The organism is Streptomyces sp. NPDC048191, assembly GCF_040652655.1.
GTDB lineage: Bacteria > Actinomycetota > Actinomycetes > Streptomycetales > Streptomycetaceae > Streptomyces.
In genome coordinates this window covers 1-25,087 of record NZ_JBEZMO010000036.1, presented here as the reverse complement: position 1 = coordinate 25,087, position 25,087 = coordinate 1, and the positions used below count along the sequence as shown (strand labels likewise).

Here is a 25,087-nt window from a genome sequence, read left to right as displayed (position 1 = left end):
CCGTGGTTCCGGCGCCCCCGTGTTCTTGACCGTACGTACGCCAGGAGACGCACAACATGGCAGACCGCAAGCCCATCGAGTCGTGGCTCACCGACATGGACGGTGTTCTCATCCACGAGGGCGTTCCGATCCCCGGCGCCGACGACTTCCTGAAGAAGCTGCGGGAGTCCGGCCGGCCCTTCCTGGTGCTGACCAACAACTCCATCTACACCGCCCGTGACCTGCACGCCCGGCTGCGCCGCATGGGCCTGGACGTGCCGGAGGAGAACATCTGGACCTCGGCGCTGGCCACCGCCCAGTTCCTCGACGACCAGCGGCCGGGCGGCAGCGCGTATGTCATCGGCGAGGCCGGTCTGACCACGGCACTGCACGACATCGGCTACATCCTCACCGACCACGACCCCGACTTCGTGATACTCGGTGAGACCCGCACCTACTCCTTCGAGGCCCTCACCAAGGCCGTGCGGCTGATCAACGGCGGCGCCCGGTTCATCGCCACCAACCCGGACAACGTCGGCCCCTCCATTGAGGGCGACCTGCCCGCCACCGGCTCGGTCGCCGCCCTGATCACTGCCGCGACCGGCAAGAAGCCGTACTTCGTCGGCAAGCCGAACCCGCTGATGATGCGGGCCGGGCTCAACGCCATCGGGGCCCACTCGGAGACCTCCGCGATGATCGGCGACCGCATGGACACCGACGTCCTCGCGGGCCTGGAGGCCGGGATGCGGACCTTCCTGGTGCTCAGCGGTGTCACCCAGCCCGACGACGTCGACCGCTACCCCTTCCGCCCCTCCCAGGTCGTCGACTCCATCGCGGACCTGGTCGACCTCGTCTGATCCGGCCCACAACCCCCTGACCCGGGGATGTGAAAACCCGGTCCACCCGTTTGGAGCAATGGCGCGCCCCCCGAGGATGCGGGGGCGCCCCGGGCGGGGGAGCCTCCTGATAACTGGAGGTTCACGATGGGCTCACTACGCCTCACTCTCTGTACGGGAATCCTGGCCGTCGCGGCGTTCGCCCCGGCGGCCCACGCGGCCGACGAAGGCTCGGTCTCCGTGACCCCGGCCTCCCCGGCCCCCGGCGCCGACGTGTCCGTGCGGGTGCACGGCTGCCCCGGGAAGCAGGGGACCGCCGTCTCGCCCGCCTTCGTCTCCGAGGCCCGGCTGACCGGCAGCCAGGGTGCCCTGTCCGGGGAGACCCGCGTGCGCTCCTCCCTCAGGCCGGGCGCCTACGACGTCAGGGTCACCTGCGCCGACTACGTGATCAGCGGCAGGGTGACGGTGGCCCAGGGAGCGGCGAGCGCCGACCCGGGGACCGGGCGGTACGAGGCGCCCGCCCGGGAGCCCGGCCAGGCCGCCGCCTCCCCGGTCGCCCCCGTCGACGCGGGCGGCGGCGGCACCGCGCACTTCGCCACGGTGGCCACCACCGACTCCGCCCCCGGCACCGGGCAGACGGTCACCGGCCTGGCCCTCGCCGGGATCGCGGCGGTCGCCGTGGGGCTGCGCGCCCGCCGGGACCGCGGTACGCGCTGAAGCCGGCCCATGTGCGACGACCCTGAGCGCGCCACCGGCACCGGGCGGCTCGTCACCACCCTGACCTGGGCGCTGCTGCTGCTCGGGCTGTGGCTGTGGGGACGCGGGCTGACCGGCCTGCCGCACAGCACGTCCGGCCCGGCCACGGGCGACCTGTTCGCCCTCTCGCCCGCCGGGCCCACCCGGCTGCCCAGCCCCGCCCAGCCGCTCGGGGACGCTCTGCCCCAGCGCGTCGACATCCCCCAGCTGGGCGTGCAGGCACCGGTGGTGAGCCGTGGCCTGGACGCCCGGGGCGCCGTCGACCCGCCGCCCTTCGACCAGCCGGGCGTGGTCGGCTGGTACGGCGCCGGCACCGCACCCGGTGCCAAGGGGGCCGCGCTCCTGGTCGGACACGTCGACACCCGGACCCGGCCCGCGGTCTTCTACAAGCTCAGCACGCTCAAGCCCGGCAACACGGTCCGCGTGGTCCGCTCGGACGGCAGGGTCGCCCGGTTCACCGTCGACGAGGTCAGCGTCCTGCCCCGGGCCGGCTTCGACGCCCGGCAGGCCTACGCCCCCCACCGGCCCGGCCGCGCCGAGCTGCGCCTGATCACCTGCGGCGGCTCCTTCGACCGCGCCAGCAGCAGCTACACGGCCAACGTGGTGGTCTCCGCGTACCTCACCGGAACCACCCGCTGACCCCCGTACGCCCCGCCACGCGACCTCGTGACGGACCGGCCGGATATGCCACGATTGGACACCCTGACCAGTTCGCCCAGGGGGACCAGGGGGATACGCATGTACGACAGCAGGGGGGCCCGTACGTCCGCGCGGGCGTCGGCGGCGGTGGTGCTGGGGGCGGCGCTGCTGCTCGCCGGATGCTCCTCCCCAGGCGGCGACAAGAACGGGGACCAGGGGGCCCGGATCACCCAACAGCCCAAGAACGCCGACCCGTTCTGGGTGAACCCGGACGGCACCGCGGCCCGTCAGCTCGCCGCCTACGCCAAATCCGGCGACAAGGCGAAGACCGAACAGATCCGCAGGATCGCCGAGCAGCCGGTGGGGGAGTGGATCGGCCCCGAGAACCCGGAGCAGGAGGCCCGCGGCTTCACCGAGGCCGCCGAGAAGTCCGACCGCACGGCCCTGCTGGTGCTCTACGACATCCCGCACCGCGACTGCGGGCAGTACTCCCAGGGCGGCGCCGCCGACGGCAACGCCTACCGCGCCTGGATCGACGGCGTGGCCCGGGGCATCGGCGACCGCTCCGCGACGGTGGTCCTGGAACCCGACGCCGTCCTGCACCTCGTGGACGGCTGCACCCCGGCCCAGTTCCGCGAGGAGCGCTACGACCTCCTCAAGGGCGCGGTCGCCAAGCTCAAGTCGCTGAAGAACACCAAGGTCTACCTGGACGCGGGCAACGCCGGCTGGGGCCACCCCGACCAGATCTTCCAGCCCCTCCAGCAGGCGGGCGTCGACCAGGCCGACGGCTTCTCCGTCAACGTCTCCAACTTCTACTCCACCCAGGACTCCATCGCCTACGGCAAGCAGCTCTCGGCGAAGGTCGGCGGCAAGCACTTCGTCATCGACACCAGCAGGAACGGCAACGGCCCCTACACGGCCGGCGACCCGGCCCAGCGGTGGTGCAACCCGCCGGGCCGGGCCCTGGGAGAAACCCCGACGACGAAGACGGCCGACCCCCTGGTGGACGCCTACCTGTGGGTCAAACGGCCGGGTGAGTCCGACGGCACCTGCAAGGGAGGACCGAAGGCGGGGGACTGGTGGGCGAGTTACGCACTCGCCCTCGCCCGGAACAGCAAGTGACTACGGAACCTTGACCCATTGAGCCTTGGACGGCGTCCCCTGGTCGTCGTCCACGAACAACATGTACCAACCGGAGGGCACGAGGTTCCGGTTCTCCGGGACCGTCACCGTGACCCTGTCCCCGGACGTCTTGAAGTCCAGGGCGATCGACCGCTGGTCCACGTCCGTGACATGCGTCGAGGCGCTCGGCCGGATCAACCGTGCCTTCTTGATGCCGGCCGCGTGCTTCGAGGTGAACGTGCCGGACGCGCCGCGGGCGATCGTCTGCGGGCCGCCACCGAGCGTCGGCCGTGAATCCCGGTACAGGTACGGCGGCGTGTAGATCTCGATCCGCTGCTCGAAGGTCCCCGGCTTGGTGTTCGCCTTGTCCCCGTACAGGGAGTCGGACCCGAAGAACATCACCCGCCCGTCCGGCAGCAGGATCGACCCGGAGTGGTAGTTCCGCCCCACCAGCGGATCGGCGACCCGTGTGAAGCTGTTGCTGCCGGGGTGGTACAGCCGTGCCTGGAGGATGTTGGAGTCGCCGCGTCCCCGGTAGTCCTCCGAGCCGCCCGACACCAGCACCGTGTCGTCGGGCAGGACCGAGGACTGCGGGTACCGGGTGCCCTTCTCCAGCTCCGGCCCGTCCACGAACCTGGGGCTTCGGGCCTTCAGGTCGATCAGCCGGGTCCTCTTGCTCGACAACTTCGACTCGCCGACCCCGCCGCCTCCGATCACCATGAACCTCTCGTTCTGCGCCGGAGGCAGCAGCACCGTCCCGGAGGTCTCCATCATGTTCGGGTCGCTCAGCCCGGGCAGCCTGGTGAACCTGTTGGTGCCGACGTCCCAGACGCCGGGCTCGCGGCCGACGTCGTCCGGTCCGTACCCCGCGTTCGAACCCGAGTAGAAGATCTTCCCGTTCTGCATCAGGAACAGCGCCGGATACGTCGGGAACTGCCGGACCGTCTTCGTGTACGTCCACTTCCTGGTCCTCGGGTCGAAGACCTCGTTCTTGCCCGGCACCAGCTGACCGATGTCGTCCAGGCCCGACACGCTGAGGATCCTGCCGTCGGACAGGGTGGTGAGCGTCGGGTACCAGCGGGCCTCGTTCATCGGGTCGACCTTGATGTACCGCTCGGCGACCGGATCGAACTCGTAGGCGTCCTTGATCCCCTCGAAGTCCTTCTTGTCGAGGGCGAGCTTCTGCGCGATGCCGTAGGTGTTGCGGGCGTCGGCGCCGGTCAGGCCCTGGATCCGGTAGTTGTCCTGGGTGCCGGTCTCGTACCGGGCGCCCTCCTTCGGCGCCTCGACGTAGACCCGGCCGTAACCGGGGTTGTTCCGCAGCCACTTGCCGGTCCTGTCGAAGACCTTGGTGGCGCGCGGGACCAGGACCGGGTCCTGGGAGACGAACGTCCTGCCCTTCTGCTTGCCGGTGAACCTGGTGCCCGCGGGCAGCGTGATCGGCTTGTCCGGGTTCTCGTTGTAGAGGATCATGACGCCGCCGGCCTTCTTGACGTCACCCTTGAGCTTCTCGTACCGCTTGGTGCCGCCCGCGATCAGCAGGTTGCCGTTGGCGAGCTGGGTGTGTCCGGTGCAGAACAGGTCGTTGGGCGTGGGGATCTTCTTGATCGTGCCCTTGACCGGGTCCCAGATCCGGGTGTCGAACTTCTTGGCGTTGAAGTTGTCCTGGTTGTTGCCCGAGCCGGCCACCAGCAGCACCTTGCCGGTGTGCAGGAGCGCCGCGTGGATGGTGTCCTGGCGGTACTCCGGCGGGAACTCGATGATGTCCCAGTGGCCGTTCTCGGCCTTGTACTCGGGTCTGTTGATCTTGTACTGGTGGTACTGCGCGGTGCCGAAGCGGTAGACCCACGGCCCGTTCATCCCGGCCAGCGCGAGCACCACCGCCGTACCGATCGCGAGCCTGCGGGCGCGGCGGCGGCCGGCCTGGTCCTTCATTCTTTACGTCCCCCAAGTCCGCCAAGGGCGATCTGCATGGTCTGTTCGTTCTCCCCGTTCCCCTCCGCACCGCCGTCCCCGTGCCCGGCACCCGCCCAGGTGGGCCGCTGCTGCGGGACGTGCGGTGCGCGGGCCGCGTACGGCGCGGGCACGGCGTCCCGGGGTTCGGCCACCGCCGCGGCCGGCGCCGGCTTCCTCCGTTCCCGGCGCAGCGTGTACTGCCAGGCGAAGATCGGCGAGGCGGTGATCAGCAGGGCGAAGCACGCCCAGGTGATCATCGCGGGGTGGGAGTGGCCGTACACGAAGCCGGCGGCGAGCGAGCCGGCGAAGACCAGGATGAAGAACCAGTGGACCCGGAACGTCCCGAACAACGTGTCGGGACTGGCCGAATCGCCCTTGGGCGTCACCACGAACCGGCTCTTGCGGCGCAGTACGGCGTCCATGAGGGAGCGCGCGTAGATCGGCGCGGACAGCGCGGACATCACCATGCCCGCGACACCGCCGGAGCCCTCCGGCTCGTGCGGGGAGACGTTGTGCCGCCGGTTCCAGATGTACAGGCCGATCTGGAGCGCGGAGGCGTTGCCGTACAGCATCAGCCACACGGTCGGGTCGATGTTCACGCCCGAGGCGCCGAGACCCAGGAACAGCGCGCAACTCAGCGCCGCGAGGATCCAGTTGAGGGCCGACATCGGATAGAAGATGATCATCATCGTGTAGTTGAAGAGCTTGCCCGGCCCCAGCGTGAACAGGCCCTTCCAGTACTGCTTGAGGATCGTCTCGTAGGTGCCCCGGGACCAGCGCAGCTGCTGGGTGAAGAAGTCGGTCCAGGCGTTCGGGCCCTCGCCGACCGCGAGCACGTCCGGGGTGTAGACCGACTTCCACTTCCGTCCCGTCGCCGGGTTCCTGGTGCGGTGCATCTCGAAGCCCGTCGCCATGTCCTCGGTGATGGAGTCGTACAGGCCGCCGATCTGCCTGATGGCGCTGATGCGCACGGCGTTGGACGTGCCGACGAACATCGGGGCGCCGTAGCGGTTGCCGGCGCGCTGGATGAGGGCGTGGAAGAGGAACTGCTGGGACTCGGCGGCCTTGGTGACGAACGTGTCGTAGTTGCCGTACACCTGCGGGCCGATGACGAAGCCGACGTCCGGGTCGCGGAAGTAACCGAGCATCCGCTCCAGGTAGTTGGGCAGCGGCACGTGGTCGGTGTCGACCGAGGCGAAGAAGTCGTACTCGTCGCCGTGCGCCTCCAGCCAGGCGTTGTAGTTGCCGTGCTTGGTCTTGGCGCGGTGCGGGCCCTTGGGCTGGTTCCACCGCTCGACGCCCTTGCGGGTGAAGTGGTGCACGCCGAGCCGGGCGCACACCTCCCTGACCGCCGGGTCGTCGCCCTCGTCCAGCAACCAGACGTGCAGCAGGCCCCGGTGACGCAGTCTCACTGCCGCCTCCAGCGTCTTCGTCACCATCTCCAGCGGCTCCTTGCCGGGCACGAAGGTGGTGATGAAGGCGACGCGGGTGCCGGCCTCGGGGACCACCGGGACCGGGTCGCGGGCGACGAGCGTGGCGTGCGCGTTGGACAGCACGTTCATGCAGCGGAAGAACTCGATCAGCCCGATCGAGACGAGCATGACGACGTCGAGCGCCGGCAGGAAGTCGTAGGCGGGATAGTCGCGTTCGGTCCAGTGCTCGGGCTGGAGCAGCCAGAACAGCAGGACCAGGGAGAGCACCGGGGCCGCGCCCAGCATCAGCGCGGCGCGCACGCGGTGCGGCTCCTGCGAGAGCAGCGAGCGGTACCGCACTCTGTACGGCCTGGTCGGGTCGGGCTGGGTGAGGGGGCCCGCGAGCCGGCTGTAGTGCTCGTAGTCGTATCTCGGCAGGCTCTTCCTGATCCGGCGGAACTGGCCGGTCCGGTGCCCGATCGCCCGGAGTTGTGTGGTCTGTGACGGGTCGTTGTGAGCGTGGCTCTGTCCGGCGCCCGGCGGCGTCGACGTCATGAGTCATTCCCCCCACACGCAGGTCACCGCGTGTCTTGTCGCTGTGGTGGCTCGCAGTCCGCACGTCCTCCCCACTCCCCAGACACGGGACCGCGACCTTCCGGTTGCATGATGCCCCCCTCGGCATCGATTCATGGGCGGGGCCCCCTCCCCGCTGTTCCGCAACCGCTTCGCCCCCCAACTGCCGCAGCACGGCGGCAGCTTGGACGTCCAGGGTTCTACGGTGCTCTACATGATCGCAAGGCGCGAAACGCGGTGTTTACCGGTCAAACCCGTTCATTGTGGCGCGGCTGGGGCTCGGGAGGGACGGGTGCGCCGGTGGGCTCGGGGGACCCCGGTGCGCCGGTGGTGGAGAGGCGGACACGGATGTTGCCGAAGTGGTCCCTTATGGCCTCCTCCGCCCGCAGTGAGTCGCCGGACCGGACCGCGTCCAGGATCTCCCGGTGCTGGCGGCAGGTGACCCTGGGGTCCTGCGGCACGTCCACCAGATCCCGCTGCACCCGGTGGAAGGCGTCCCAGAACGCCTCCAGCACCTCGCTCAGCAGTACGTTGTCCAGCCCCCGGTAGAGGGTGGCGTGAAAGGCGCGGTCGGTCTCGGCGAGGCCCGCCCCTTCGGCGGCCTCCTGTTCCATACGGTCGACTAGGGCGTCCAGTTCAACGAGGTCCGCCTTGGGCAGCCGCCCGGCCAGCCGGGAGACCAGCCCGGTCTCCACGGCCTCGCGCAGCTCCAGCAACTGCAGCAGGGAGTCCTCGCCCCGGTAGTGCCCGGCGACGGTGCGGAAGGCCAGGCCCTCGATCATCGGTGCGAAGGACATCGAGCCGACGTAGGTGCCGAACCCGTGCCGGATCTCCACGATCCCCATCGCCTGCAGCGCCTTCAGGGCCTCGCGCACGGAGTTCCGGCTCGCGCCGAGGTACTCCATCAGCTCGGGCTCGGTCGGCAGCGGCGCGCCCGAGGGCAGCCGCCGGTCCACGATCAGCTTCTTGATCCGCTCCTGAAGGTCCCGGGCTGCCATGGCGAGAGAGTACGCGACCCGTGCCGGGGCGGCGCCCGCGCCGACGCCGGTCGCGGCCGGCGCGGAGGCGGGGACCGAGGGGGTACGAGGCCGGGACCAGCGGCGTACGAGCGGCTTCTCCACCCACGCGTACAGCGCCCAGGAGGCCAGCACCGCGACGGCGCACTCGGCCACCGTCACCGCGATCGCCACCGGCACGGAGTCCACCCGGCCCACCAGCGCGCGCCCCTTGGCCAGCACGACGAAGTGCAGCAGATAGAAGGCGAACGACACCTCGCCGAGCCAGGTCATGGCGCGGTTGCGGAACAGGGTGAAGCGTCCCTCGGCGTCGGCGCGCGCCCCGGCCGCGATGAACAGCGCGCACGGCACGACACACACCGCCCGCTGCGCGAACAGATAGGGCACGCCCGGGAGTTCGGCGACCGCGTAGCTCGCCACGAGGAGCAGCCCGGACCAGGTCAGGCCGATGTCGCGCCAGCGGCCGAGCAGCACGGCGCGGGCGACGAGGACGCCCAGCAGGAAGTCCAGCAGCCGGGCCGGCGGGAAGCAGTACGCGAACCACAGGTGCAGGCCGGAGACGCTCGGCTCGTTGGACATGTACACCGTGCCGGCGGGAATCAGCGCCGTGGTCACGAACGGGGTCGCGGCGACGGCCGCGACGACGGCAGCGGTCCAGTACTTCAGCCGTCCCGGCGCGATGCGGCGGACCCAGTGGATCAGCAGCGGGAAGCAGAGATAGAAGAACGCCTCCGTGGACAGGGACCAGCCGGGCGGGTTCACGCTGAAGTTCGTGTCGTAGTCCGGGATCCACGACTGGAGCATCAGGAGGGTGGACAGCGACCGCCACGGGGCCGTCCCTGCCGCGACGAGGAGCATCGCCAGCGCCCACGCCACCAGGTAGTTCGGCACGATCTTGAGGTAGCGGCGGCGCCAGAACGAGCGGGTGGCGTCGCCCTCGCGGGCCGACCAGGCCAGGACGAAGCCGCTGAGGACGAAGAAGAAGGTGACGCCGAGACCGCCGGCCTGCTCCACCAGCCGGGCGAGCAGGCTGCCGTCGGCGTCGGCGGCGTCGTCGCCCAGCAGGTAGGCGGCGGGCAGCGAGACGTGGAAGAGGAAGACCAGCAGCGCGGCCGGGAAACGCATGCCGGTGAGCGAGGGGAGCCTGCTCACCCGCGCCGGGGCCGGGCCACCGGTCGGGGGTATCCGCTCGGCGGACGGTTCGGGGCGGGGCGCCGGTACGGTCCCGGCGGACGAGGCCGGCGATGTCTGGTCCGTGGCCATGACGGCTGTGACTCCTTGTCCGGGTCGGTCGGGGCAGGGGAGGAGCATCGTCGGCCGGTCCCGCTCGGCGCCTGGCACGCGTGGCTCCCCCGTATCGGCTCACGCGGCCGTGATCAGTGCAGGAAGGTGCGGACGGCGTCGACCAGCGCGTCCGGGGCCTCCGCCGGCACCAGGTGCCCGCTGTCGAGCTCCACGTACTGGCTGGCGCTGATCGCCTCGTGCAGCTCACGGGAGTGCTCGACCGGCACCAGCTGGTCGTGACGGCAGCCGACGACCAGCGTCGGCGCGGTGACGCGGGGCAGCTCCTCGCGGATGTCGACGTCGAGGCCCAGGTCGATCTGGCGCACGGTGCCCTCGGTGACCGCGGCGCCGCCGACCCACTGGGCGAAGGACTCCTCGTCGAGGCCGGCCAGGAAGGCGGGCCGGAACAGGAGCAGGCTGATGTAGTGCGAGTACAGCTCGGGGTCGATGTCGGCGAGCCGGCGCCACACCTGGAAGCCGAGCCGCTTGCGCGGGTCGTCGTTGCGCGCCCAGCCGGCGATCAGGACCAGGCGGCGCACGCGCTCGGGGTGCCGGGCGGCGGCCGCGGCGGCGATCACCGCGCCCAGCGAGAAGCCGACGACGTCGACGGGTTCGCCGGTGACCTCGCCGGAGGCGCCGAGGACCTGGTCGACGAGCGCGTCCAGGGTGAGCGGGGCACCGTCGTCCGCGGTGTCGCCGCTGCCCGCGTAGTCGGGGGTGATGACGGTGTGGTCGTCGGTGAAGTGCTTGAGCAGATGGCCGTAGTTGGTCTCCCCGGTGGCACCGGTGCCGTGGATCAGGAGGAGTCCGGGGCCCTGGCCCTCGGCGCGGTAGTGCACGGTCGCGTTGCCCGCGGTCGTCTGGTGCATGGCTTTCCTCGGTGGGTGTCGGTTCGGACGTGTCGTGGGGTCAGGCCAGGCGCAGCAGCACCTTGGGCCGGGTGCGGCCGCCCTCGGCGAGCCGTCGGTAGGCCTCGTCGGGCCGGTCGAGGGGGACGACGGTGTCGATCAGCGGGGCGAGCCGCAGCGCGCCGGTGGCGACGGCCTCCAGCAGGGGCTCCCAGTGCGCCACGCCGGACAGGACACCGTGCAGCGTGAGGTCGCGCAGGACGAGTTCCGCCGTCGGCATGCCGTCCACCGCGTGGTGCGGGGTGCCCAGTTGGGCCAGCCGGGCCCCGTGCGCGCACAGCAGGGGTGCGGTGCGGACGGCTGCGGGGGCCCCGGAGGCCTCGATCACGGCGGTGAACGAGCCGTACGGCGCGCTCTCGGGAGGCCCGGCGTGGATCCCGAGCTCCGCCGCGAGCGCCCGAGCCGGGCCGGCCGGGTCGTAGAGGCGGACCTCGGCGCCGCGGGCGCGGGCGAGCTGGGCGGCGGCCAGGCCGAGGGTGCCGCCGCCGAGCACGGCCACCCGGTCGGCGGCGGTGACGGCGAGACGGTCCACCGCGTGCATGCCCGCGCTGCACGGCTCCAGCAGGGCGGCCGTGGTGTCGTCCACCTCGTCGGGCAGCCGGACGAGGGTGTGCGCGGGCACCAGCAGGTACGCGGCGGCGGCGCCGGGCTCCGGACCGAGGACACCCATCTCGCTGCGTTCGGGGCAGGACGCGACACGGCCCTCGGCGCACTGCGAACAGGCGCCGCACGGGCGGAAGTTGTGGCCCGCGACCCGGTCGCCCCGCCGTACGCCGGTCACGTCGCCGGCGAGGGCGACGACCCGGCCGCTCCACTCGTGGCCCGGGGTGAACGGGTAGGACTTCAGACCGTCGCGCAGATAGTTGCTGGAACCGTCCCAGAAGCCCAGATCGGTGCCGCACAGCCCGACGTACCGGACGGCCACCAGGCAGTGTCCCGGGCGCAGCCGGGGGGTGGGCACCTCGGTGAGACGGACCTGCCCGGGGGCGGTGAGCTGCAGCGCGGTCATGGTCGCGGGCAGGGGGGCGCCGGTCATCGGGCGGTCACCCCGCTCGGCGCGGGGGCGGCGGCGAGCATGGCGCGCAGGCCGGTGCCGACGCCGGCCGGCTGCCAGCCGGGGGTGCCGGTGGCGGCCGCGAAGTCGTCGCAGCGCAGGGAGGAGTAGCGCGGGCGGCTCGCCCACTCGCTGTCCGCGCGCGGGCAGGGCGTGACCAGGTGTTCGCCGGCTCCGGTCAGGCGGTAGGCGGCCCGGGCGAACTCGTACCGGCTCAGCTGCCGGGGCCCGGACAGATGGGTGAGCGCGGGTGCCTCGGCACCCGGGCGGCACAGGGCCGTCAGCACCGTCGTCACGTCGTCCAGGTGGACGGGCGTGAACCACTGGTCCTCGGGCACGGTGAGCGGCTGCCGGGCGCGGGCCGCGAGCAGACAGCGCTCGGCGAACGTCACGCGCTGACCGGGCGGTGACCAGCCGCCGTAGACGAGGCTGACCCGCACCACACGCCCGCCGGCGTCCCGTACGGCCTGCTCGGCGGCGAGCTTGACCCGGCCGTAGACGTTGGCGGGGCGGGGCCGGTCTGCGGGCGTGCGCAGGGGTTCGGTGCCGGGGTAGACGTTGTCGGTGGAGACCAGCAGCAGCCGCGGGCCGAACTCCGCGGCCACCGCGCGGGCGAGCCCCGCGTGCGCCTCGGCCGCCTCCTCGGGGTGCCGCTCCATCCAGGTCACGTCGCTGGGCCCGTGGGTGAGCACGACCCGGTCCGGTCCCCACCGCCGCAGCGCCCCGAGCAGGCCGTCCCGCCCGTGCCGGGTACCGAGGTCGCACGGTTCGTGCTCGTCGGTACGGGCGCCGCTGCGGGCGACGGTACGCACGACGCCGAAGTCCCGGCGCAGCCGGCCGACCAGAGCGGACCCGATGAGCCCACGGCCGACGACGGTCACATGCTGTCCCACGGTGTTCACCTCGGGGTGTGGGGGAGGGGGAGGGGGCGAAGGGGGGTGCTCACTGCGGCGTCCGGGGTGGGAGCGCGGTCGTGGCACGGTGGGGCGGCCGGGGCGGGGGCCGTCGGGGTCGAGCCGGTCCGGTGGGGGGCGGCTGCCTGTCCGAGGCCGGTGAAGTCGCCGTCGCGGGAAGGGAAGCGCCGCCGTACGGCGCTCACCCCGTGCTCGCCGTGCTCGCCGTGGTGCACGGGGTTCACCCCACCCTCTCGGCGACGCGGGTGGTCAGTCGGGCCGGGGTGGTCGCTGTGGGCGGGGTGAGGGTCAGGTCGGTGAGGGAGGGGACGTAGGCGGTGAGGGTGTCCTCGTGGCCCGTGAGGGTGCCGCCCGGCACGCCGATGACGGTGGCGCCGGCGGCGTGACCGGCGCGGGCGCCCGGTTCGGCGTCCTCGACGACGACGCAGTCGGCCGGGTCGACACCCAGCGCGCGGGCCGCCGTCAGATAGCCCTCGGGGTCGGGCTTGCCGCGGGTGACGGCGTCGGCGGTGACGAACACCTCCGGCTGCCGGTGCCCGGCGGCGGCCAGCCGGGCCGCGGCCACCGGACGGGTGCCGGAGGTGACGACCGCCCAGGGGACGCCGGCGCCGTCCAGGGCGCCGATGAGTCCGGCGGATCCCCGGCAGGGCGTCAGATCCGCGGTGTCCCCGGCCTGTTCCGCCTCCAGCGCGCCGGCCTCGGCGGCGGCGTCCAGGTGCGGGGCGAGCCGGGCGATGGTCTCCACGGACGGACGGCCGTGGCAGAGCGCGACCACCTGGTCCGCGTCCAGACCGTGCCGGCGGGCCCACCGGGCCCAGGAACGTTCGACCGCCGACGCGGAGTGCACCAGCACGCCGTCCAGGTCGAACAGCACGGCACGCACGGGAATGCTCGTCACAGGCGTCGCTGACCTTCCCCCGACAGACAAAGGGAGCCTCCTCCAGAAGGGCACGGAAGTGCGGAACGGGCCGAATGATCGCCCCCGAATTACCGGCATGTTGCGTCGGGTGAATTCGGTGTGGCCGCGCGGGACGCACTCCCGCCGGCAGGCCCGGCTCGCTCGACCATAAAGGGCCCCGTTCCCCGCGGACAACGCACGACGCTGATGACGTCAGCCACAGGGACTGTGTCAGTTTCGCGCGTGACCCGGCCGTGCCCGGGGTCCCAGTATGGGGCCCGTATTTGTTCGGCGAATTACCGGAGTCGGCCTGTGCAGTTGCCTGTTTTCGCTCTGATGCTGTGCGTCTTCTGCGTGGGCACGGCCGAGATCGCCATCGCCGGGATCCTGCCCGACGTCGCGACCGGCCTCGGTGTCTCCGTGCCCTCGGCGGGACTCCTGGTCACCGGCTACGCGGTCGGCGTCGCCCTCGGCGGCCCGCTGATCACACTGCTCACCCTGCGGGTGCCCCGCAAGGCCCTGATGGTGGGCCTGATGGCGGTGTTCCTGGCCGGCAACATCGGCAGTTACCTGGCCGGGAACTACACGACGCTCATGACGGCCCGGATCGTCGCCTCGCTCGCCCACGGCACCTTCGTGGCCATGGCCGGCCTGGTGGCCGCCCGCATGTCGCCGCCGGACCGGCAGGCCACCGCCATCGCCCAGGTGTCGCTCGGGTTCAACCTCGCCAACATCCTGGGCTCGCCGCTCGGCACCCTGGTCGGCCAGCGCTGGGGCTGGCGTGCCACGTTCGGCGCGCTGGCCGTCACCGCGCTGGCCGCGATCGTGCTCGTCGTCCTCGCCGTGCCCGCCCGCGGCGGCGAGGAGGGCACCGGCGGCGCACCGGGCGCCGTACGCGACGAGGTGCGCGTGATGTGCCGTCCGGCGGTGCTGGCGTCGATGGCCGTCACCGTGCTGGCCCAGGGGGCGGTCTTCACCGCCTCGACCTATCTGGCCCCGCTGATGCGGGACGTGGCGGGTTTCCCGGCCGGCGCCATGAGCGTGCTGCTCGCGGTGTTCGGGATCGGCGCGGTGCTGGGCAACCTGGCCGGCGGCCGGCTCGCCGACCGGGACCCGACCCGCGGCGCGGTGCTGTGCCTGACCGCGCTGGCGGTGGCGCTGGCCGTCTTCTGGGCCGTGGCGCCCTACCGCTGGCCCGCGGCCGTCGTGCTGCTGCTGTTCGGCGCGGCCGGGTTCTCCATCATCCCCGTCCTGCAGGCCCGGGTGCTGGCCCTGGCCGCGGCCGCGCCCCTGCTGGCCCTGTCCGCGAACGTCTCCGCCTTCAACCTCGGCAACGGCTTCGGCGCGTGGCTCGGCGGCGCGGTCCTGGACCAGGGCTGGGGTGCCCGTTCGGTCACCGCCGCGGGCTGCGCCGCCGCGGTCGTGGCCCTGCTCCTCATCGTCCCCGCGTGGGTACACCGGCGCCGGGACGCGGCCGCGCGGACCGCCGTGCCCGCGCGCACTCCAGGAGAGGAAGACCGATGCGCTGCATAGTCGCCGATGTCGGCGGCACCACCCTGCGGACCGCGTGCTGGGACACCGCCGCCCGGGCGCTGACCGGCGTACGGCGGGTTCCGGTGCGCGGCACCGGAGGGCGGGACGCCGAGCACGTGGCGGAGGCCCAGAAGACCGTGGTCGACCAGCTCGCCCAGGAGATCGCACGGGTCCGGGACAGCCCGGAGGGGCTCGGGGCCACGTCCGTCGGGGTCGCGTTCGCCGGGCCCGTCACCGCGGACGGGACGGTCACCGGGGCGCCGACCGTGTGGGGTGGCGGCGGAGCGCCGCTGCCGCTGGCCGGGCTGCTCACCGAGCGCACCGGGCTGCCGGTCACGGTCGTCAACGACACCACGGCCGCGGCCTGGCGGTACGTCACCCCGGGTGGGCCGTCGTTCTGCCTGTTCACGATCAGCTCCGGCATCAGCAACAAGATCTACGCCGGCGACCGCGTCCTGGTGGACGACGCCGGGCACGGCGGTGAGCTGGGGCACCTGCTGTGCGACCCGGCGCCCGACGCGCCCCGCTGCGACTGCGGCGGCCGCGGGCACCTCGGCGCGCTCGCCTCCGGGCGCGGCATGCTCGCCGCCGCCCGCCGTGCCGCCCGCGCCCGGCCCGAGGCGTTCGCCGCCTCCGGGCTCGCCGCGCTGTGTGCCGCCGGTGCCGCGCCGCAGGCCGACGACATCACCAACCGGGCGCTCGCCCGGGCCGCCCGCGAGGGCGATCCGTTCGCCGTGGCGGTGCTGCGCTCGGGGCTGGCCCATCTGGCGACGGCGGTCGGTTCCGTCTTCCTGGGCACCGGCGTACGCCGCCATGTCTTCGTCGGCGGTTTCGCGCTGGCCGTCGGCGAGCGCTTCCTCGACGTGCTGGCGGAGGAGTTGTGCCGGGCCGGCTGCTTCGGCCTCAGCGCGTCCGAGGTGCGGGAGATGCTCGTCCTCGGGGCACCGGACGACGACCATTGCCTCATCGGAATGGGCCGGCTGCTCGGCTCCGCGCACGGCGACGGCAACTCGCAGTCAATTCTGACAAAGTAGCCCGCGGGTTTTCCGATTGCTTGTCCCATGCGTTCTCCTGCTGGTGAACTGAAAATGCAGGCCGACATCGAGAAAATCTCTCGAATATCTCTGTGGAGGAAAGCATGACTCGGGAAATTCCGCCGGTGGGCCTTTTCACCCGCAGCGCGCAGGTGGACGCCTGGCAGGTGAGCGCGGTGAAACCGGTCAGCTACGAGGTGAGGATGTGCGAGGACGCCTTCGACCCGGCGGACGGGGCGCTGCTCGAACCCGCCGCGGCCGGCGGCGGCACCCGGCGCCGTTTCGTCGTCGTCGACGCGGACGTCGAGCGCCTGCACGGGGAGCGGATCCGGGCCTACTTCGCCCACCACGGGGTGGAGTACCGGATGCACGTCGTGCGGATCGACGAGACCGTCAAGGAGATGGCCACGCTCGAGGAGATCGTGCGTGCCGTCGACGCCTTCAGCATCGACCGCCGCCGCGAACCGCTGATAGCCGTCGGCGGCGGTGTCCTGCTGGACATCGTCGGCCTGGTGGCGAGCCTGTACCGGCGCGGCACTCCGGTCGTCCGGGTGCCCACCACGCTGATCGGCCTGGTGGACGCGGGTGTCGGGGTCAAGACCGGCGTCAACTTCAACGGGCACAAGAACCGGCTCGGCACCTACTTCCCGACCTCCCTCACCCTGCTCGACCGCTCCTTCCTGGCCACCGTCGACCGCCGGCACATCGCCAACGGGCTCGCGGAGGTCCTGAAGATGGCCCTCATCAAGGACGCGCGGCTCTTCGAGCTGCTGGAGGCGCACGGCCCTGACCTGCTCGACAGCCGCCTGCAGGGCGGCCGTTGGGGCTCCGGCCGAGTGGCGCACGAGGTCGTGCAGCGCGCCATCCACGGCATGCTGGAGGAGCTGCAGCCCAACCTGTGGGAGACCGAGCTCGAACGGATCGTGGACTACGGCCACACCTTCAGCCCCACCGTCGAGATGCACGCCCTGCCGGCGCTGCTGCACGGTGAGGCGGTGTGCGTCGACATGGCGCTGACCACCGTGATGGCGGCCCGCCGGGGCCTGGTGGGCGAGACGGACCGGGACCGGATCCTCGCCGTCATGGACAGCCTCGAACTGCCCACCTGGAACGACCTGTTGGAACCCGGGCTGCTGGCCCGCGCGCTGGCCGACACCGTCCGCCACCGCGACGGCCTGCAGCGCCTGCCGCTGCCGGTCGGCATCGGCGACGCCATGTTCGTCAACGACGTCACCCCGGCCGAACTGGCCGCGGCCATCGACGACCTGCGCGCCCTGGGCACGGCCGGCCGTCGTACGCCGGTGCTCGAGGGGGCGGCGTGATCGTCGCGGATGTCTCGGAGGCGGCCGAGGTCTACGGGGTGCACGGCACCGAGGGCCTGACGTACTGGAAGTGCCTGGCCCGGCGGACCGGCACGGCCGGGTCCTGGGAGGCCGTCGAGTGGGCGTCGCTGCCGCCGGGCGCGGTCAGCGGCGAGCACCTGCACACCCGTACCGAGGAGATCTACTTCGTCCTCTCCGGCGAGGGAGAACTCCGGCTCGACGGGCGGCCGTACCCCGTGCGCGCCGGGTCGATGGCGCTGACCCGCACCGGCAGCACCCACGGCCTGCGCAACACGGGGTCCGGTCCGCTGGACTGGCTCGTCGTCGAGATGTCGACGCCGCACACCCACTCCGTGCTCACCGGAGCACGGGGGTCCGACCGGGAGAGGAACAGCATGCCGCGCAGCACCGTCCACGTCCTGGGCGAGGCCACCGAAGTCGACCCGTCCGGCACCTTCGACGGGCCGCTGCGGACCATCCGCACCCGCGCCCTGGCCACCGGCGAGAAGCTGACACTGGCCGCCGAAGGCACCGAGCACGTGGTGTTCGTCCTGGGCGGCGAGGGCACCGCCACCGGCAGCGGCGCCGAGGTGCCGCTGGCCGCGGGCAGCGCGGTCACCCTGCCGCTGGGCGGCTCGCTCACGGTCACGGCCGGGGCCGAGGGGCTGCGCGTGTTCCACGCGGTGCTGGCGGTCGCGTCCGCCGGGGAGGTGAGCGCCGCATGATCGTCTCCCGGTCCGCGGCGCACGCCGTACGGGAGGGCGGCGGCCCGGCCCGGCGCTGCCTGGCCCGGCGCGGCATGCTGCACAGCGAGTGCGAGGCGGTCGACCATGTGCGGCTGCCGGCCGGCGCCCCGGTGGAGGACAGCGGGCGCGGCGGCACCGACGAGGTGTGGCTGGTGCTGTCCGGGGCGGTCACGGTGGAGGAGTACGACAGTGTGCCGTGGCGGCTGCGCCCCGGCGAGGTGATGCTCAGCCCCGCCGGGGCGCGCCCCCGGCTGACGGCGGCGGACGGCGGCGCCGAGCTGCTGCTGCTGGCCGTGCTGCCGCACGACCGGGTGCGGCGGCTGCCCCGGCGGGTTCCGGAGCTGCCCCATGACTGACCTCGCGGTGCGCCCGGCCGCACGCGCCCCGCGCGCACGGCGGGGCATCCCCACCGCCCGCAACGTCGACCACGTCGCCTACACCGTCACCGACCTGGAGCGGGCCGTGGCCTTCTTCGTCGACGTCCTCGGCGGCGAACTCGTCTACCGGGAGGGCCCGATCGCCCGGGAGGACGACTGGATGGCCGAGCGCCTGGACGTGCATCCACGGGCCGTCGCCGACATCGCCATGATCCGGCTGGGCCCGACCTGCAACGTCGAGCTCTTCCAGTACACCGCTCCGGGCCAGAACCCGGTGCCGCCGCGCAACCACGACGTCGGCGGCCACCATCTCGCCATCGCCGTCGAGGACATCGAGGCGGCGGTCGCCTATCTGGGCGCCCAGCCGGGGGTGGAGATCCTGGGCGGCCCGGAGACCATCGAGGAGGGCCCCATCGCGGGCAACCGGTGGACGTACGCGCGTACGCCCGTCGGCATCACCCTGGAACTGCTGGCCATCCCCGACGGGAGCCTGCCGTACGAGAGGGAGACGTCCGCCCGCCGGTACGCGGGGGAGCCGGACGGCTGGTACGGCAGGCGCTGAGGGCGGGCAGGACACGAGCGGCCGGGGCCGTGCGCGGACATCCGCGCACGGCCCCGGCCGCTTCGGCGTGCCGTGACCGCCGTGACGACGGCACGCCGTGACGGGGCGTCACCCGCGTCCGCCGGCCCGCAGCAGGGCGGTGTACGCGGCGGAGGCGAGCGTCATGTGGCGGTGCCAGCCGGCGTAGGAGCGGCCCTCGAAGTCGCGCAGGCCGACGCGGGCGCCGGTCCGGGCGGTGTCCCGGGCCGTCTGTCCGGCCAGGGCGGTCAGCCGGTGCAGTTCGGCGGCGGGCGCGCGGACCAGGGAGGTGAGCCAGAAGTCGGCGCGGCCGGGGTGGTCGGCACGCCACTGCGCGTACAGCAGCAGCCCGTCCGCGGGCCGTCCGGGTGCGGCGGTGCGCGGGCGGGGCGCCGCGACGCGGACGGTGACGGCCCGCACCCCGGGGGCGACGTCGTGCCCGCACAGCCAGGGGGCTCCGGGTGCGGCGGCGATCCGCTCGGCGGGCAGCGGGGTGCCCAGCGCGCGCCGGCCGGACGGGCCGAGCACGTCCAGTGCGGTGCCGCCGGCCAGCCGTACGACGCCGGGCAGCGGGAGTGCGGCCAGGGTCCGCAGGGCGTCCGTGGCGTCCTCGGCCGGGCAGTCCCACAGCACCGGGGCGGGCGCGGCTCCGCCCGGACGGCCGGCCCGGTCGAGCAGCGCGGTGACCGGACGGCGGCCGGGGCCGAGGTCCACGGGCTGCGGGCGGCCGCCCGGCAGGGTGCGGGCGGGCGGGTTGAGGCACCAGTCGACGGGTGCGTTCATCCCCGGGCGGGCGTACCACAGCCCGTGTGCCTGCTGCCCGTTGACGACCTGTCCGGTCTCCGGCTCGAAGCGCCGGTGCACGCCCACCGAGTGCTCGCCCGCCTTCGGGATGACCAGCGGCCGTACGACCCAGGCCTGCGGCGGGGCCGCGTCGGTCAGATGGGCGGCGAGGGCCTCGCGCACCGGCTGCCAGCGCCATGGCGCGTTGCAGACGAAGTGGTGCAGCCGCTGCGCGGCCCCCGAGTCGCCGAGGGCACGGGCGATGTTGCGGACGGTCTTGCGGCCCGGGGCGGTGAGCAGGCCGCGCAGGTATTGCTCGCCCTTGAGCCGGTGGCCGGCCCGGGGGAAGGACCGGAAGAGGAGGTCGGCGAGCTCGGTGACCTGGGCTTCGACGTCGGTTGTGGGGGAGTGGGCCGGGAAGGGGACAGGGCAGCCGAGGCCCGTCTGTGACCCGTGCATGGCATACCTCTTGGTGGGGTGACGAACGGGCGCGGCCACACTGCCGCGCGGGACGTGCGCCGGGCGGGGCCCGGGAGTCGGTTCAGGCGCCGCGGGCGAGCAGGCCGGTACACGGCCTGGCCGGGGGGCGCCGCAGCGGGGCGCGGGCCGCCTCGCACCGCAGTGCCGCGAGCGCGTAGGCGACGGAGACCAGCGTCATGTGGCGGTGCCAGCCGGGGTAGGAGCGCCCCTCGTAGTCGCACAGCCCGAAGTCCGTGCTCAGGGCGGGCAGTACCGCGCCGGCGGCATCCGCGTGCCGCAGCAGCGCGCGCACGCCGCCGGCCGCCAGCCGGCGGGCGTTCGTCAGGGCCCAGCGCGCCCGGCCGGTACCGGGCGCGCCCAGGCGCCACAGCCGCAGCACCGGTGCCCCGGCCGCCTCCGTGCCCGCCTCGAGGGGCCGCACCAGCGCGGTGGCGACGACGTCGTCGCCGTCGTAGGCGGGCAGTTCGTCCACCCGGACCGCACGGGCGGGCCCGCCGGCCGGTACGACCCGCTGCCCGGGGCCGGTCTCCGCGAGGAACACCGCACCGCGCCGGGCGAGTCCGGCCACCAGGGCCGCCGGACCGGGCGTGCGCCGCGCGTCCACGACCACCGGCAGCTCTCCCGCCCCGGCGGCCAGCGCGAGGGCGTCCTGCCAGGCCGGCCGCGGCGCCGCGGAGTCCGGCAGCCGGGCCCGGCGCCGGCGGTGGTCCGCACACCACGCCTCGTCCAGGACCAGCCGCCAGTCCACCGGGACCGCCCGGTGGCCGTCCGAGACGAACAGGCCCATACCGAGCTGGGCGTTGACGGCCCGTCCGGCGTCCGGGTCGAAGTGTGCCGCGACCCCCACCGAGTGACCGCCCCGCTTGGGAATCAGCGCCGCGCCCAGCACCAGGGCGCGGGCCGGCAGTTCCGCGCCGACCCGCTGGGCGAGCAGGTGCCGGACCGGCCGCCAGTCCCAGGGGCTGTGGCTGACGAACTGGTGCAGCGCGTGCGCCGGTTCGGGCGAGCCGGTCCCCGCGAGCGCGAGCGCGCGCGGGGACTTTCGGCCCTCGGCGGTCAGCAGGCCGCGCACATAGACGTCCGCCCAGTGGCGCTGGTCGCTGCGCGGCAGGTGGCGGAAGAACTCCTGAGAACGCACCTTCCCCCCTCCACAACGGCTACGCCGACAGGCCGGAGTGACCCCGGCCCCCAAGACAATACAGAACGCTCTCTTTGTTTTTGCCTCCTGCGGCTGCCCCGCGGCGCGACTTCGCCAAGTCGGTGGCTCAGCCCTGCCGGGAGGCGGGGGCCGGTCCCGCGACGAGGTCCCAGACCAGGTCGGCGTGGCGTGCGGGGCTCGGCTCCGGGGCGCCGCCGGGTGGTCCGCCGAGCCGCAGGAGCGTCTCGGCGCCCGCGACGACACACAGCGCGAGGGAGACGACGGCCTGCGGCGCACCCCGGCCGGACAGCGTGCCGTCCGGGTGCCTCGGCCGGTCGTGCAGCAGCGCCAGCCACGCCTCGTACCAGCCCCCGTCGGCACCCGGCCGGTCCCAGGCGAGCCGGGCGGCGGCCCGGACGGCGACCTCCTGCTCCAGCAGCCGCACCAGGGTCCGGGTGAAGCGGGCCACGTCGTCCATGTCCTGGGCGCCCGCGTGCGGCACCAGCGCCCGCCGGGTGAGGCGGACGCCCGAGGCGTGGACGGCGTCGGCGAGTTCGGCCTTGGTGGCGAAATGAAAGGTCAGCGCCCCCATGGTCACATCGGCGGCGCCGCTGACACGGGTCAGCGAGGTGCCGGCGAACCCGTACCGGGCGAACTCACGGGCCGCCGCGTCGAGCACCGCCCGACGGGTCCGCTCCGCCCTTTCCTGTCGTGCCACTGTCCGTCTCCGATCTCCCCCGAAGACGCGCGTACGGGCATGAGTGACCCCGCCGATCGCCGTCGCACAGGCCCCGTTCCGCGCGCACGGCCTACAGATTGTGCAGGGCGCCGATCCTAGGCGCGCACGCCGCGGCTGCCGCCGGGCGCGCGGCAGCGACCGGTGACTTTGTCACATCGGCGGGTTCCGGCGGGTCGGGCGGGGCGGGGGGCCTTGTCGCAGCGGTGGATTCCGGCGGGTTCCGGTGGGGGCGGGGTCAGGCCGGCGCCCGTCGGCGGAGGTGGTCGCGGTACCAGTGCGCCGCGTCCGGCAGCCGGTGCAGGGGGCCGGGGCCCGGAGGGCAGGCCGACAGTCGCCAGACGTCCTCGCCGCGGTACCAGTGGTCGCGGGCCAGCAGGGCGAACTGACGCTCCGACACCCGCCCCGGCGCCCGGCGCAGCCGCTCCAGACAGACCGGCCACGGCCAGTCGGCACCCGGCCTGGCGGGCAGCACCTGATGGGCCGCCAACTCGGTCAGCAGGTCCCCGACGCGTACGGGCTCCGGGTGGCTCGCGTGGTAGGTCCCGGACGGCACCACGGCCCCGCCGACGGCGACCGCGGCGATCAGCCGGCCCAGGTCGCCGACGTCCACCACCGACAGCAGCGCTCGGTCGCCGTCCCAGACCGCCGGCACCCGCTCGACCAGCTCCCGCAGCGCGGGCACCACCCAGCGGTCCCCCGCGCCGAGCACCAGGCCCGGACGCAGCACCACGGCACCCGCCCGCCGGGCGTACCGCTCCCCGGCCAGCCGGGTCCTGCTCGCGGGGGACACGGGCACCGCGGGCGTCTCGTCCACCCCGATGCCGTGGTGCGGGCCCTCCCCGTACACCGCGGCGGTCGACAGGTGCACCACCCGCCGGACCCCGGCGCGTCGGGCCTCGGCCATCAGCGCCCCGGTCCCGGCGACGTTCACCGCCTCGCACCGCTCCTCGTCGCGGCCGATGTACGAGGCCAGGTGGACCAGCGTGCCGGCGCCCGCGCACAGTCCGCGCAGCGAGGCCGGGTCGGCGAGGTCGCCGGTGACCCACTCCACCCCCGGCCCGGCGCCGGCGGCCCGCTCGGGGACGCGCCGCACGAGGGCCCGTACCCGGACCCCCGGACGGCCGCCCGTCAACGCGGCGAGGGCGGCCGATCCGATGAAACCCGTCGCCCCGGTCAGCACTACCAGGTCCGTCATGCCGGCGTGCGCCCCCGCTCCACGTCCACCACCAGCCGCTCGCGGACCTCGGCCGGAGCGAGGCCGGGCAGCAGATAACGCCACAGGGCGGCGATCCGGTCCGGGAGATCGGCGCGGCCCGTGGCGATCTGCGACATCACCTGGGTGCCGGTGAAGCTCGCCACGAGGACGCGGGCGAACTCCGCCGCGTCGACGTCCGGGAGCAGTTCCCCGTGCGCCCTGGCCGTCTCCAGCTCCCGGTGGAACTGCTCGATCCACCACTCGTAGACCGAGTACTCGTTCAGGCCCGACTCCTCCTGCTCGACGGCGAGCCGTACGCCCGCCCGGAGCAGGACGTTGCTCTGGAGCTCGAAGGCGAGCAGCAACGTGACGTCGACGAGCTGCTGCAGTCCGGCGGGCTCCGCCGGCAGCTTCAGCCCCTGGGCCTGGTTGACGATGACGGCCCGGGCCAGGTCCTCCTTCGCCTTGAAGTGGAAGTACATGGCGCCCTGCGTGGAGCCGGCGCGTTCCAGGATGCGGCTGATCGTCGTGCCCGCGTAGCCGTACTGGTCGAACACCTCGGCGGCCGCCTGGAGGATCAGCTCCTTGGTGCGGATCGCGCGCTCCTGTTTGGGCCGTGCCATCGGCTCTCCCCTTGATCGTCGTCCCTTCGACAAAAAACAGAACGTACTCTATTTTTTTGTGGGACGCAGCCGAAGCTGCCGCCGAAGTCGTCCGACGTGGGGGAGATTCCGTCATGACCACCGGTGTGTGCGAGATGGTCCGGGCCGTGGTCCCCGGCCTGCCCGTGACCCAGCGACTCGTCCACAAGTCCGATCCCGCCGAGGTGCTGCTGACCCGCTGGTGCCGCACGGCTCCCGACTGCTTCCAGGTCGTCGCCCACTGGCCCGGCGCCCATCCCTTCTACACCGCGGCGTCCGGCTCCTATGAACCCCTGCTGGTGAGCGAAACGATTCGGCAGCTGTTCCCGCTGCTCTGTCACGCCGCCTACGACGTCCCGTTCGGCCACCACCTGGTCTGGGAGCGGTACGACTACTCGCTGGAACCCGGCGCCCTGCGGCCCGGCCCGGCGGCCCTGGAGCTGCGGGTGGCCTGCCGTGACCTGGTCCGCCGGCGGGACCGGCTGGCCGCCCTGACCATGCGTGTCGAGCTGGTGCGCGAGGGCGTGGTGCAGGCCCGGGCCCGCTCGCGCTTCACCGTCCAGGCGCCGGCCGTCTACGACCGGCTGCGCGGCGAACGCGCGGACGCCGCCGGGGCCATGGCGGCGGCCCTGCCGGCACCGCGCCCCGTGCGGCCGGACACGGCCGGACGCGATCACGCGGAGGACGTCGTCCTCGCCCCGGCGGACCGTCCGGACCGCTGGCGGCTGCGTGTCGACACCAGGCACCGCAAGCTGTTCGACCACGCCGTGGACCATGTGCCCGGGATGCTCCTGCTGGAGGCCGCCCGGCAGGCCGCCCAGGCGGTACGCCGGCCGGAGCGCGTGCTGCCCGTCGCCATGGAGACGGCCTTCCACCGCTATGTCGAACTCGACCGCCCGTGCTGGATCGAGGCGGCCTCACCCGCCCCCGACACCGTCCGCGTCACCGCCCGCCAGGACGGGGAGCTCCGCTTCGAGGCGGACGTACGGACCCGCGTCCGCTAGGGCCTGACCGGCGGGGGCGTGGGTCGCGCCTCGCCGGGGGCTCCGCCACGCAAAAACGACGATGGCGAGTGATGACCGCGTTGTCGGGGTGTTCCCAGAGGTGGGCGAAGACCTCGCGGGTGAGGGTGTCGGCGGCCTTCTCGTCGCCGAGGACGCGGTGGGCGAGGC

At 73.4% G+C, this 25,087-nt stretch carries 23 protein-coding genes and 2 pseudogenes; 11 read left to right on the top strand and 14 right to left on the bottom strand.

All coding sequences use genetic code 11. From position 1 onward, the window contains the following. The first annotated feature begins 56 nt into the window (after positions 1-56). The 4 genes from AB0D93_RS36130 to AB0D93_RS36115 all read left to right on the top strand — a co-directional run bounded on the left by AB0D93_RS36130 (position 57) and on the right by AB0D93_RS36115 (position 3,332). On the top strand, positions 57-836 hold the full coding sequence (locus tag AB0D93_RS36130; RefSeq protein ID WP_362129151.1) for an HAD-IIA family hydrolase: 780 nt from the start codon (positions 57-59) through the stop codon (positions 834-836). Positions 837-962: 126 nt separating this feature from the next. Beyond that, the gene (locus tag AB0D93_RS36125) at positions 963-1,532 is read left to right on the top strand and encodes a hypothetical protein (RefSeq protein WP_362129148.1); all 570 of its coding nucleotides are present in this window, start codon (positions 963-965) and stop codon (positions 1,530-1,532) included. 9 nt (positions 1,533-1,541) lie between these two features. Continuing rightward, a complete protein-coding gene (locus AB0D93_RS36120) occupies positions 1,542-2,210 on the top strand; it encodes a class F sortase (RefSeq protein WP_362129145.1) in 669 nt (222 codons plus the stop codon). Between the two features lie 99 nt (positions 2,211-2,309). Next, the gene (locus AB0D93_RS36115) at positions 2,310-3,332 is read left to right on the top strand and encodes a glycoside hydrolase family 6 protein (protein ID WP_362129142.1); all 1,023 of its coding nucleotides are present in this window, start codon (positions 2,310-2,312) and stop codon (positions 3,330-3,332) included. On the opposite strand, the gene AB0D93_RS36110 is transcribed toward AB0D93_RS36115, so the two are convergent. The 8 genes and pseudogenes from AB0D93_RS36110 to AB0D93_RS36075 all read right to left on the bottom strand — a co-directional run bounded on the left by AB0D93_RS36110 (position 3,333) and on the right by AB0D93_RS36075 (position 13,347). Continuing rightward, positions 3,333-5,267, bottom strand: coding sequence for a kelch motif-containing protein (locus AB0D93_RS36110; RefSeq protein ID WP_362129139.1), 1,935 nt, complete (start codon positions 5,265-5,267; stop codon positions 3,333-3,335). It abuts the gene before it with no gap. Continuing rightward, positions 5,264-7,255, bottom strand: a complete 1,992-nt coding sequence (locus AB0D93_RS36105; protein ID WP_362129136.1) for a glycosyltransferase family 2 protein — start codon at positions 7,253-7,255, stop codon at positions 5,264-5,266. The genes AB0D93_RS36110 and AB0D93_RS36105 overlap by 4 nt, the downstream gene beginning before the upstream one ends. Before the next feature lie 266 nt (positions 7,256-7,521). Beyond that, entirely contained in the window at positions 7,522-8,271 is a 750-nt protein-coding gene (locus tag AB0D93_RS36100; protein WP_362129298.1) for a FadR/GntR family transcriptional regulator, read from the bottom strand. Positions 8,272-8,415: 144 nt separating this feature from the next. Continuing rightward, positions 8,416-9,414 (bottom strand): annotated as a pseudogene (locus AB0D93_RS36095) (acyltransferase); the annotation flags it as partial. Between the two features lie 251 nt (positions 9,415-9,665). Continuing rightward, a complete protein-coding gene (locus AB0D93_RS36090) occupies positions 9,666-10,442 on the bottom strand; it encodes an alpha/beta hydrolase (protein WP_362129133.1) in 777 nt (258 codons plus the stop codon). Between the two features lie 40 nt (positions 10,443-10,482). Further along, a complete protein-coding gene (locus AB0D93_RS36085; protein ID WP_362129130.1) occupies positions 10,483-11,517 on the bottom strand; it encodes an alcohol dehydrogenase catalytic domain-containing protein in 1,035 nt (344 codons plus the stop codon). Next, entirely contained in the window at positions 11,514-12,428 is a 915-nt protein-coding gene (locus AB0D93_RS36080; protein WP_362129127.1) for a sugar nucleotide-binding protein, read from the bottom strand. The genes AB0D93_RS36085 and AB0D93_RS36080 overlap by 4 nt, the downstream gene beginning before the upstream one ends. 241 nt (positions 12,429-12,669) lie before the next feature. After that, complete coding sequence (locus tag AB0D93_RS36075) at positions 12,670-13,347, bottom strand: HAD-IA family hydrolase (RefSeq protein ID WP_362129124.1); 678 nt, start codon at positions 13,345-13,347, stop codon at positions 12,670-12,672. 312 nt (positions 13,348-13,659) lie between these two features. Here AB0D93_RS36075 and AB0D93_RS36070 point away from each other — a divergent pair, with 312 nt between their 5' ends. The 6 genes from AB0D93_RS36070 to AB0D93_RS36045 all read left to right on the top strand — a co-directional run bounded on the left by AB0D93_RS36070 (position 13,660) and on the right by AB0D93_RS36045 (position 18,921). Next, a complete protein-coding gene (locus AB0D93_RS36070; RefSeq protein WP_362129121.1) occupies positions 13,660-14,880 on the top strand; it encodes an MFS transporter in 1,221 nt (406 codons plus the stop codon). Next, a complete protein-coding gene (locus AB0D93_RS36065) occupies positions 14,868-15,914 on the top strand; it encodes an ROK family protein (protein WP_362129118.1) in 1,047 nt (348 codons plus the stop codon). Before AB0D93_RS36070 ends, AB0D93_RS36065 begins: the two co-directional genes overlap by 13 nt. A gap of 104 nt (positions 15,915-16,018) precedes the next feature. Further along, positions 16,019-17,236: a sedoheptulose 7-phosphate cyclase gene (locus tag AB0D93_RS36060; RefSeq protein ID WP_362129114.1), complete on the top strand. Its 1,218-nt coding sequence runs from the start codon at positions 16,019-16,021 to the stop codon at positions 17,234-17,236. Next, positions 17,233-17,961, top strand: a complete 729-nt coding sequence (locus AB0D93_RS36055) for a cupin domain-containing protein (RefSeq protein WP_362129111.1) — start codon at positions 17,233-17,235, stop codon at positions 17,959-17,961. Before AB0D93_RS36060 ends, AB0D93_RS36055 begins: the two co-directional genes overlap by 4 nt. Next, positions 17,958-18,338, top strand: coding sequence for a hypothetical protein (locus AB0D93_RS36050; protein WP_362129108.1), 381 nt, complete (start codon positions 17,958-17,960; stop codon positions 18,336-18,338). The genes AB0D93_RS36055 and AB0D93_RS36050 overlap by 4 nt, the downstream gene beginning before the upstream one ends. After that, complete coding sequence (locus AB0D93_RS36045; protein ID WP_362129105.1) at positions 18,331-18,921, top strand: VOC family protein; 591 nt, start codon at positions 18,331-18,333, stop codon at positions 18,919-18,921. Before AB0D93_RS36050 ends, AB0D93_RS36045 begins: the two co-directional genes overlap by 8 nt. Positions 18,922-19,029: 108 nt before the next feature. Here the strand turns inward: AB0D93_RS36045 and AB0D93_RS36040 are convergent, their stop codons facing one another. From AB0D93_RS36040 to AB0D93_RS36020, 5 genes are all read right to left on the bottom strand, one after another. Next, positions 19,030-20,181: a transposase gene (locus tag AB0D93_RS36040; protein WP_362129102.1), complete on the bottom strand. Its 1,152-nt coding sequence runs from the start codon at positions 20,179-20,181 to the stop codon at positions 19,030-19,032. A gap of 82 nt (positions 20,182-20,263) precedes the next feature. Next, positions 20,264-21,340: a transposase gene (locus AB0D93_RS36035; RefSeq protein WP_362129100.1), complete on the bottom strand. Its 1,077-nt coding sequence runs from the start codon at positions 21,338-21,340 to the stop codon at positions 20,264-20,266. Positions 21,341-21,467: 127 nt separating this feature from the next. After that, positions 21,468-22,058 (bottom strand): TetR family transcriptional regulator, encoded by a 591-nt coding sequence (locus AB0D93_RS36030; protein ID WP_362129097.1) that lies wholly within the window; start codon positions 22,056-22,058, stop codon positions 21,468-21,470. Between the two features lie 256 nt (positions 22,059-22,314). Beyond that, positions 22,315-23,274, bottom strand: coding sequence for an NAD(P)-dependent oxidoreductase (locus AB0D93_RS36025; RefSeq protein ID WP_362129094.1), 960 nt, complete (start codon positions 23,272-23,274; stop codon positions 22,315-22,317). Beyond that, the gene (locus AB0D93_RS36020) at positions 23,271-23,897 is read right to left on the bottom strand and encodes a ScbR family autoregulator-binding transcription factor (protein WP_362129091.1); all 627 of its coding nucleotides are present in this window, start codon (positions 23,895-23,897) and stop codon (positions 23,271-23,273) included. Before AB0D93_RS36020 ends, AB0D93_RS36025 begins: the two co-directional genes overlap by 4 nt. 113 nt (positions 23,898-24,010) lie before the next feature. On the opposite strand from AB0D93_RS36020, the gene AB0D93_RS36015 reads away from it, so the two are divergent. Then, the gene (locus tag AB0D93_RS36015; protein WP_362129088.1) at positions 24,011-24,919 is read left to right on the top strand and encodes a ScbA/BarX family gamma-butyrolactone biosynthesis protein; all 909 of its coding nucleotides are present in this window, start codon (positions 24,011-24,013) and stop codon (positions 24,917-24,919) included. Between the two features lie 82 nt (positions 24,920-25,001). Here the strand turns inward: AB0D93_RS36015 and AB0D93_RS36010 are convergent. Next, positions 25,002-25,087: pseudogene (locus tag AB0D93_RS36010) on the bottom strand (RNA polymerase subunit sigma-70); the annotation flags it as partial.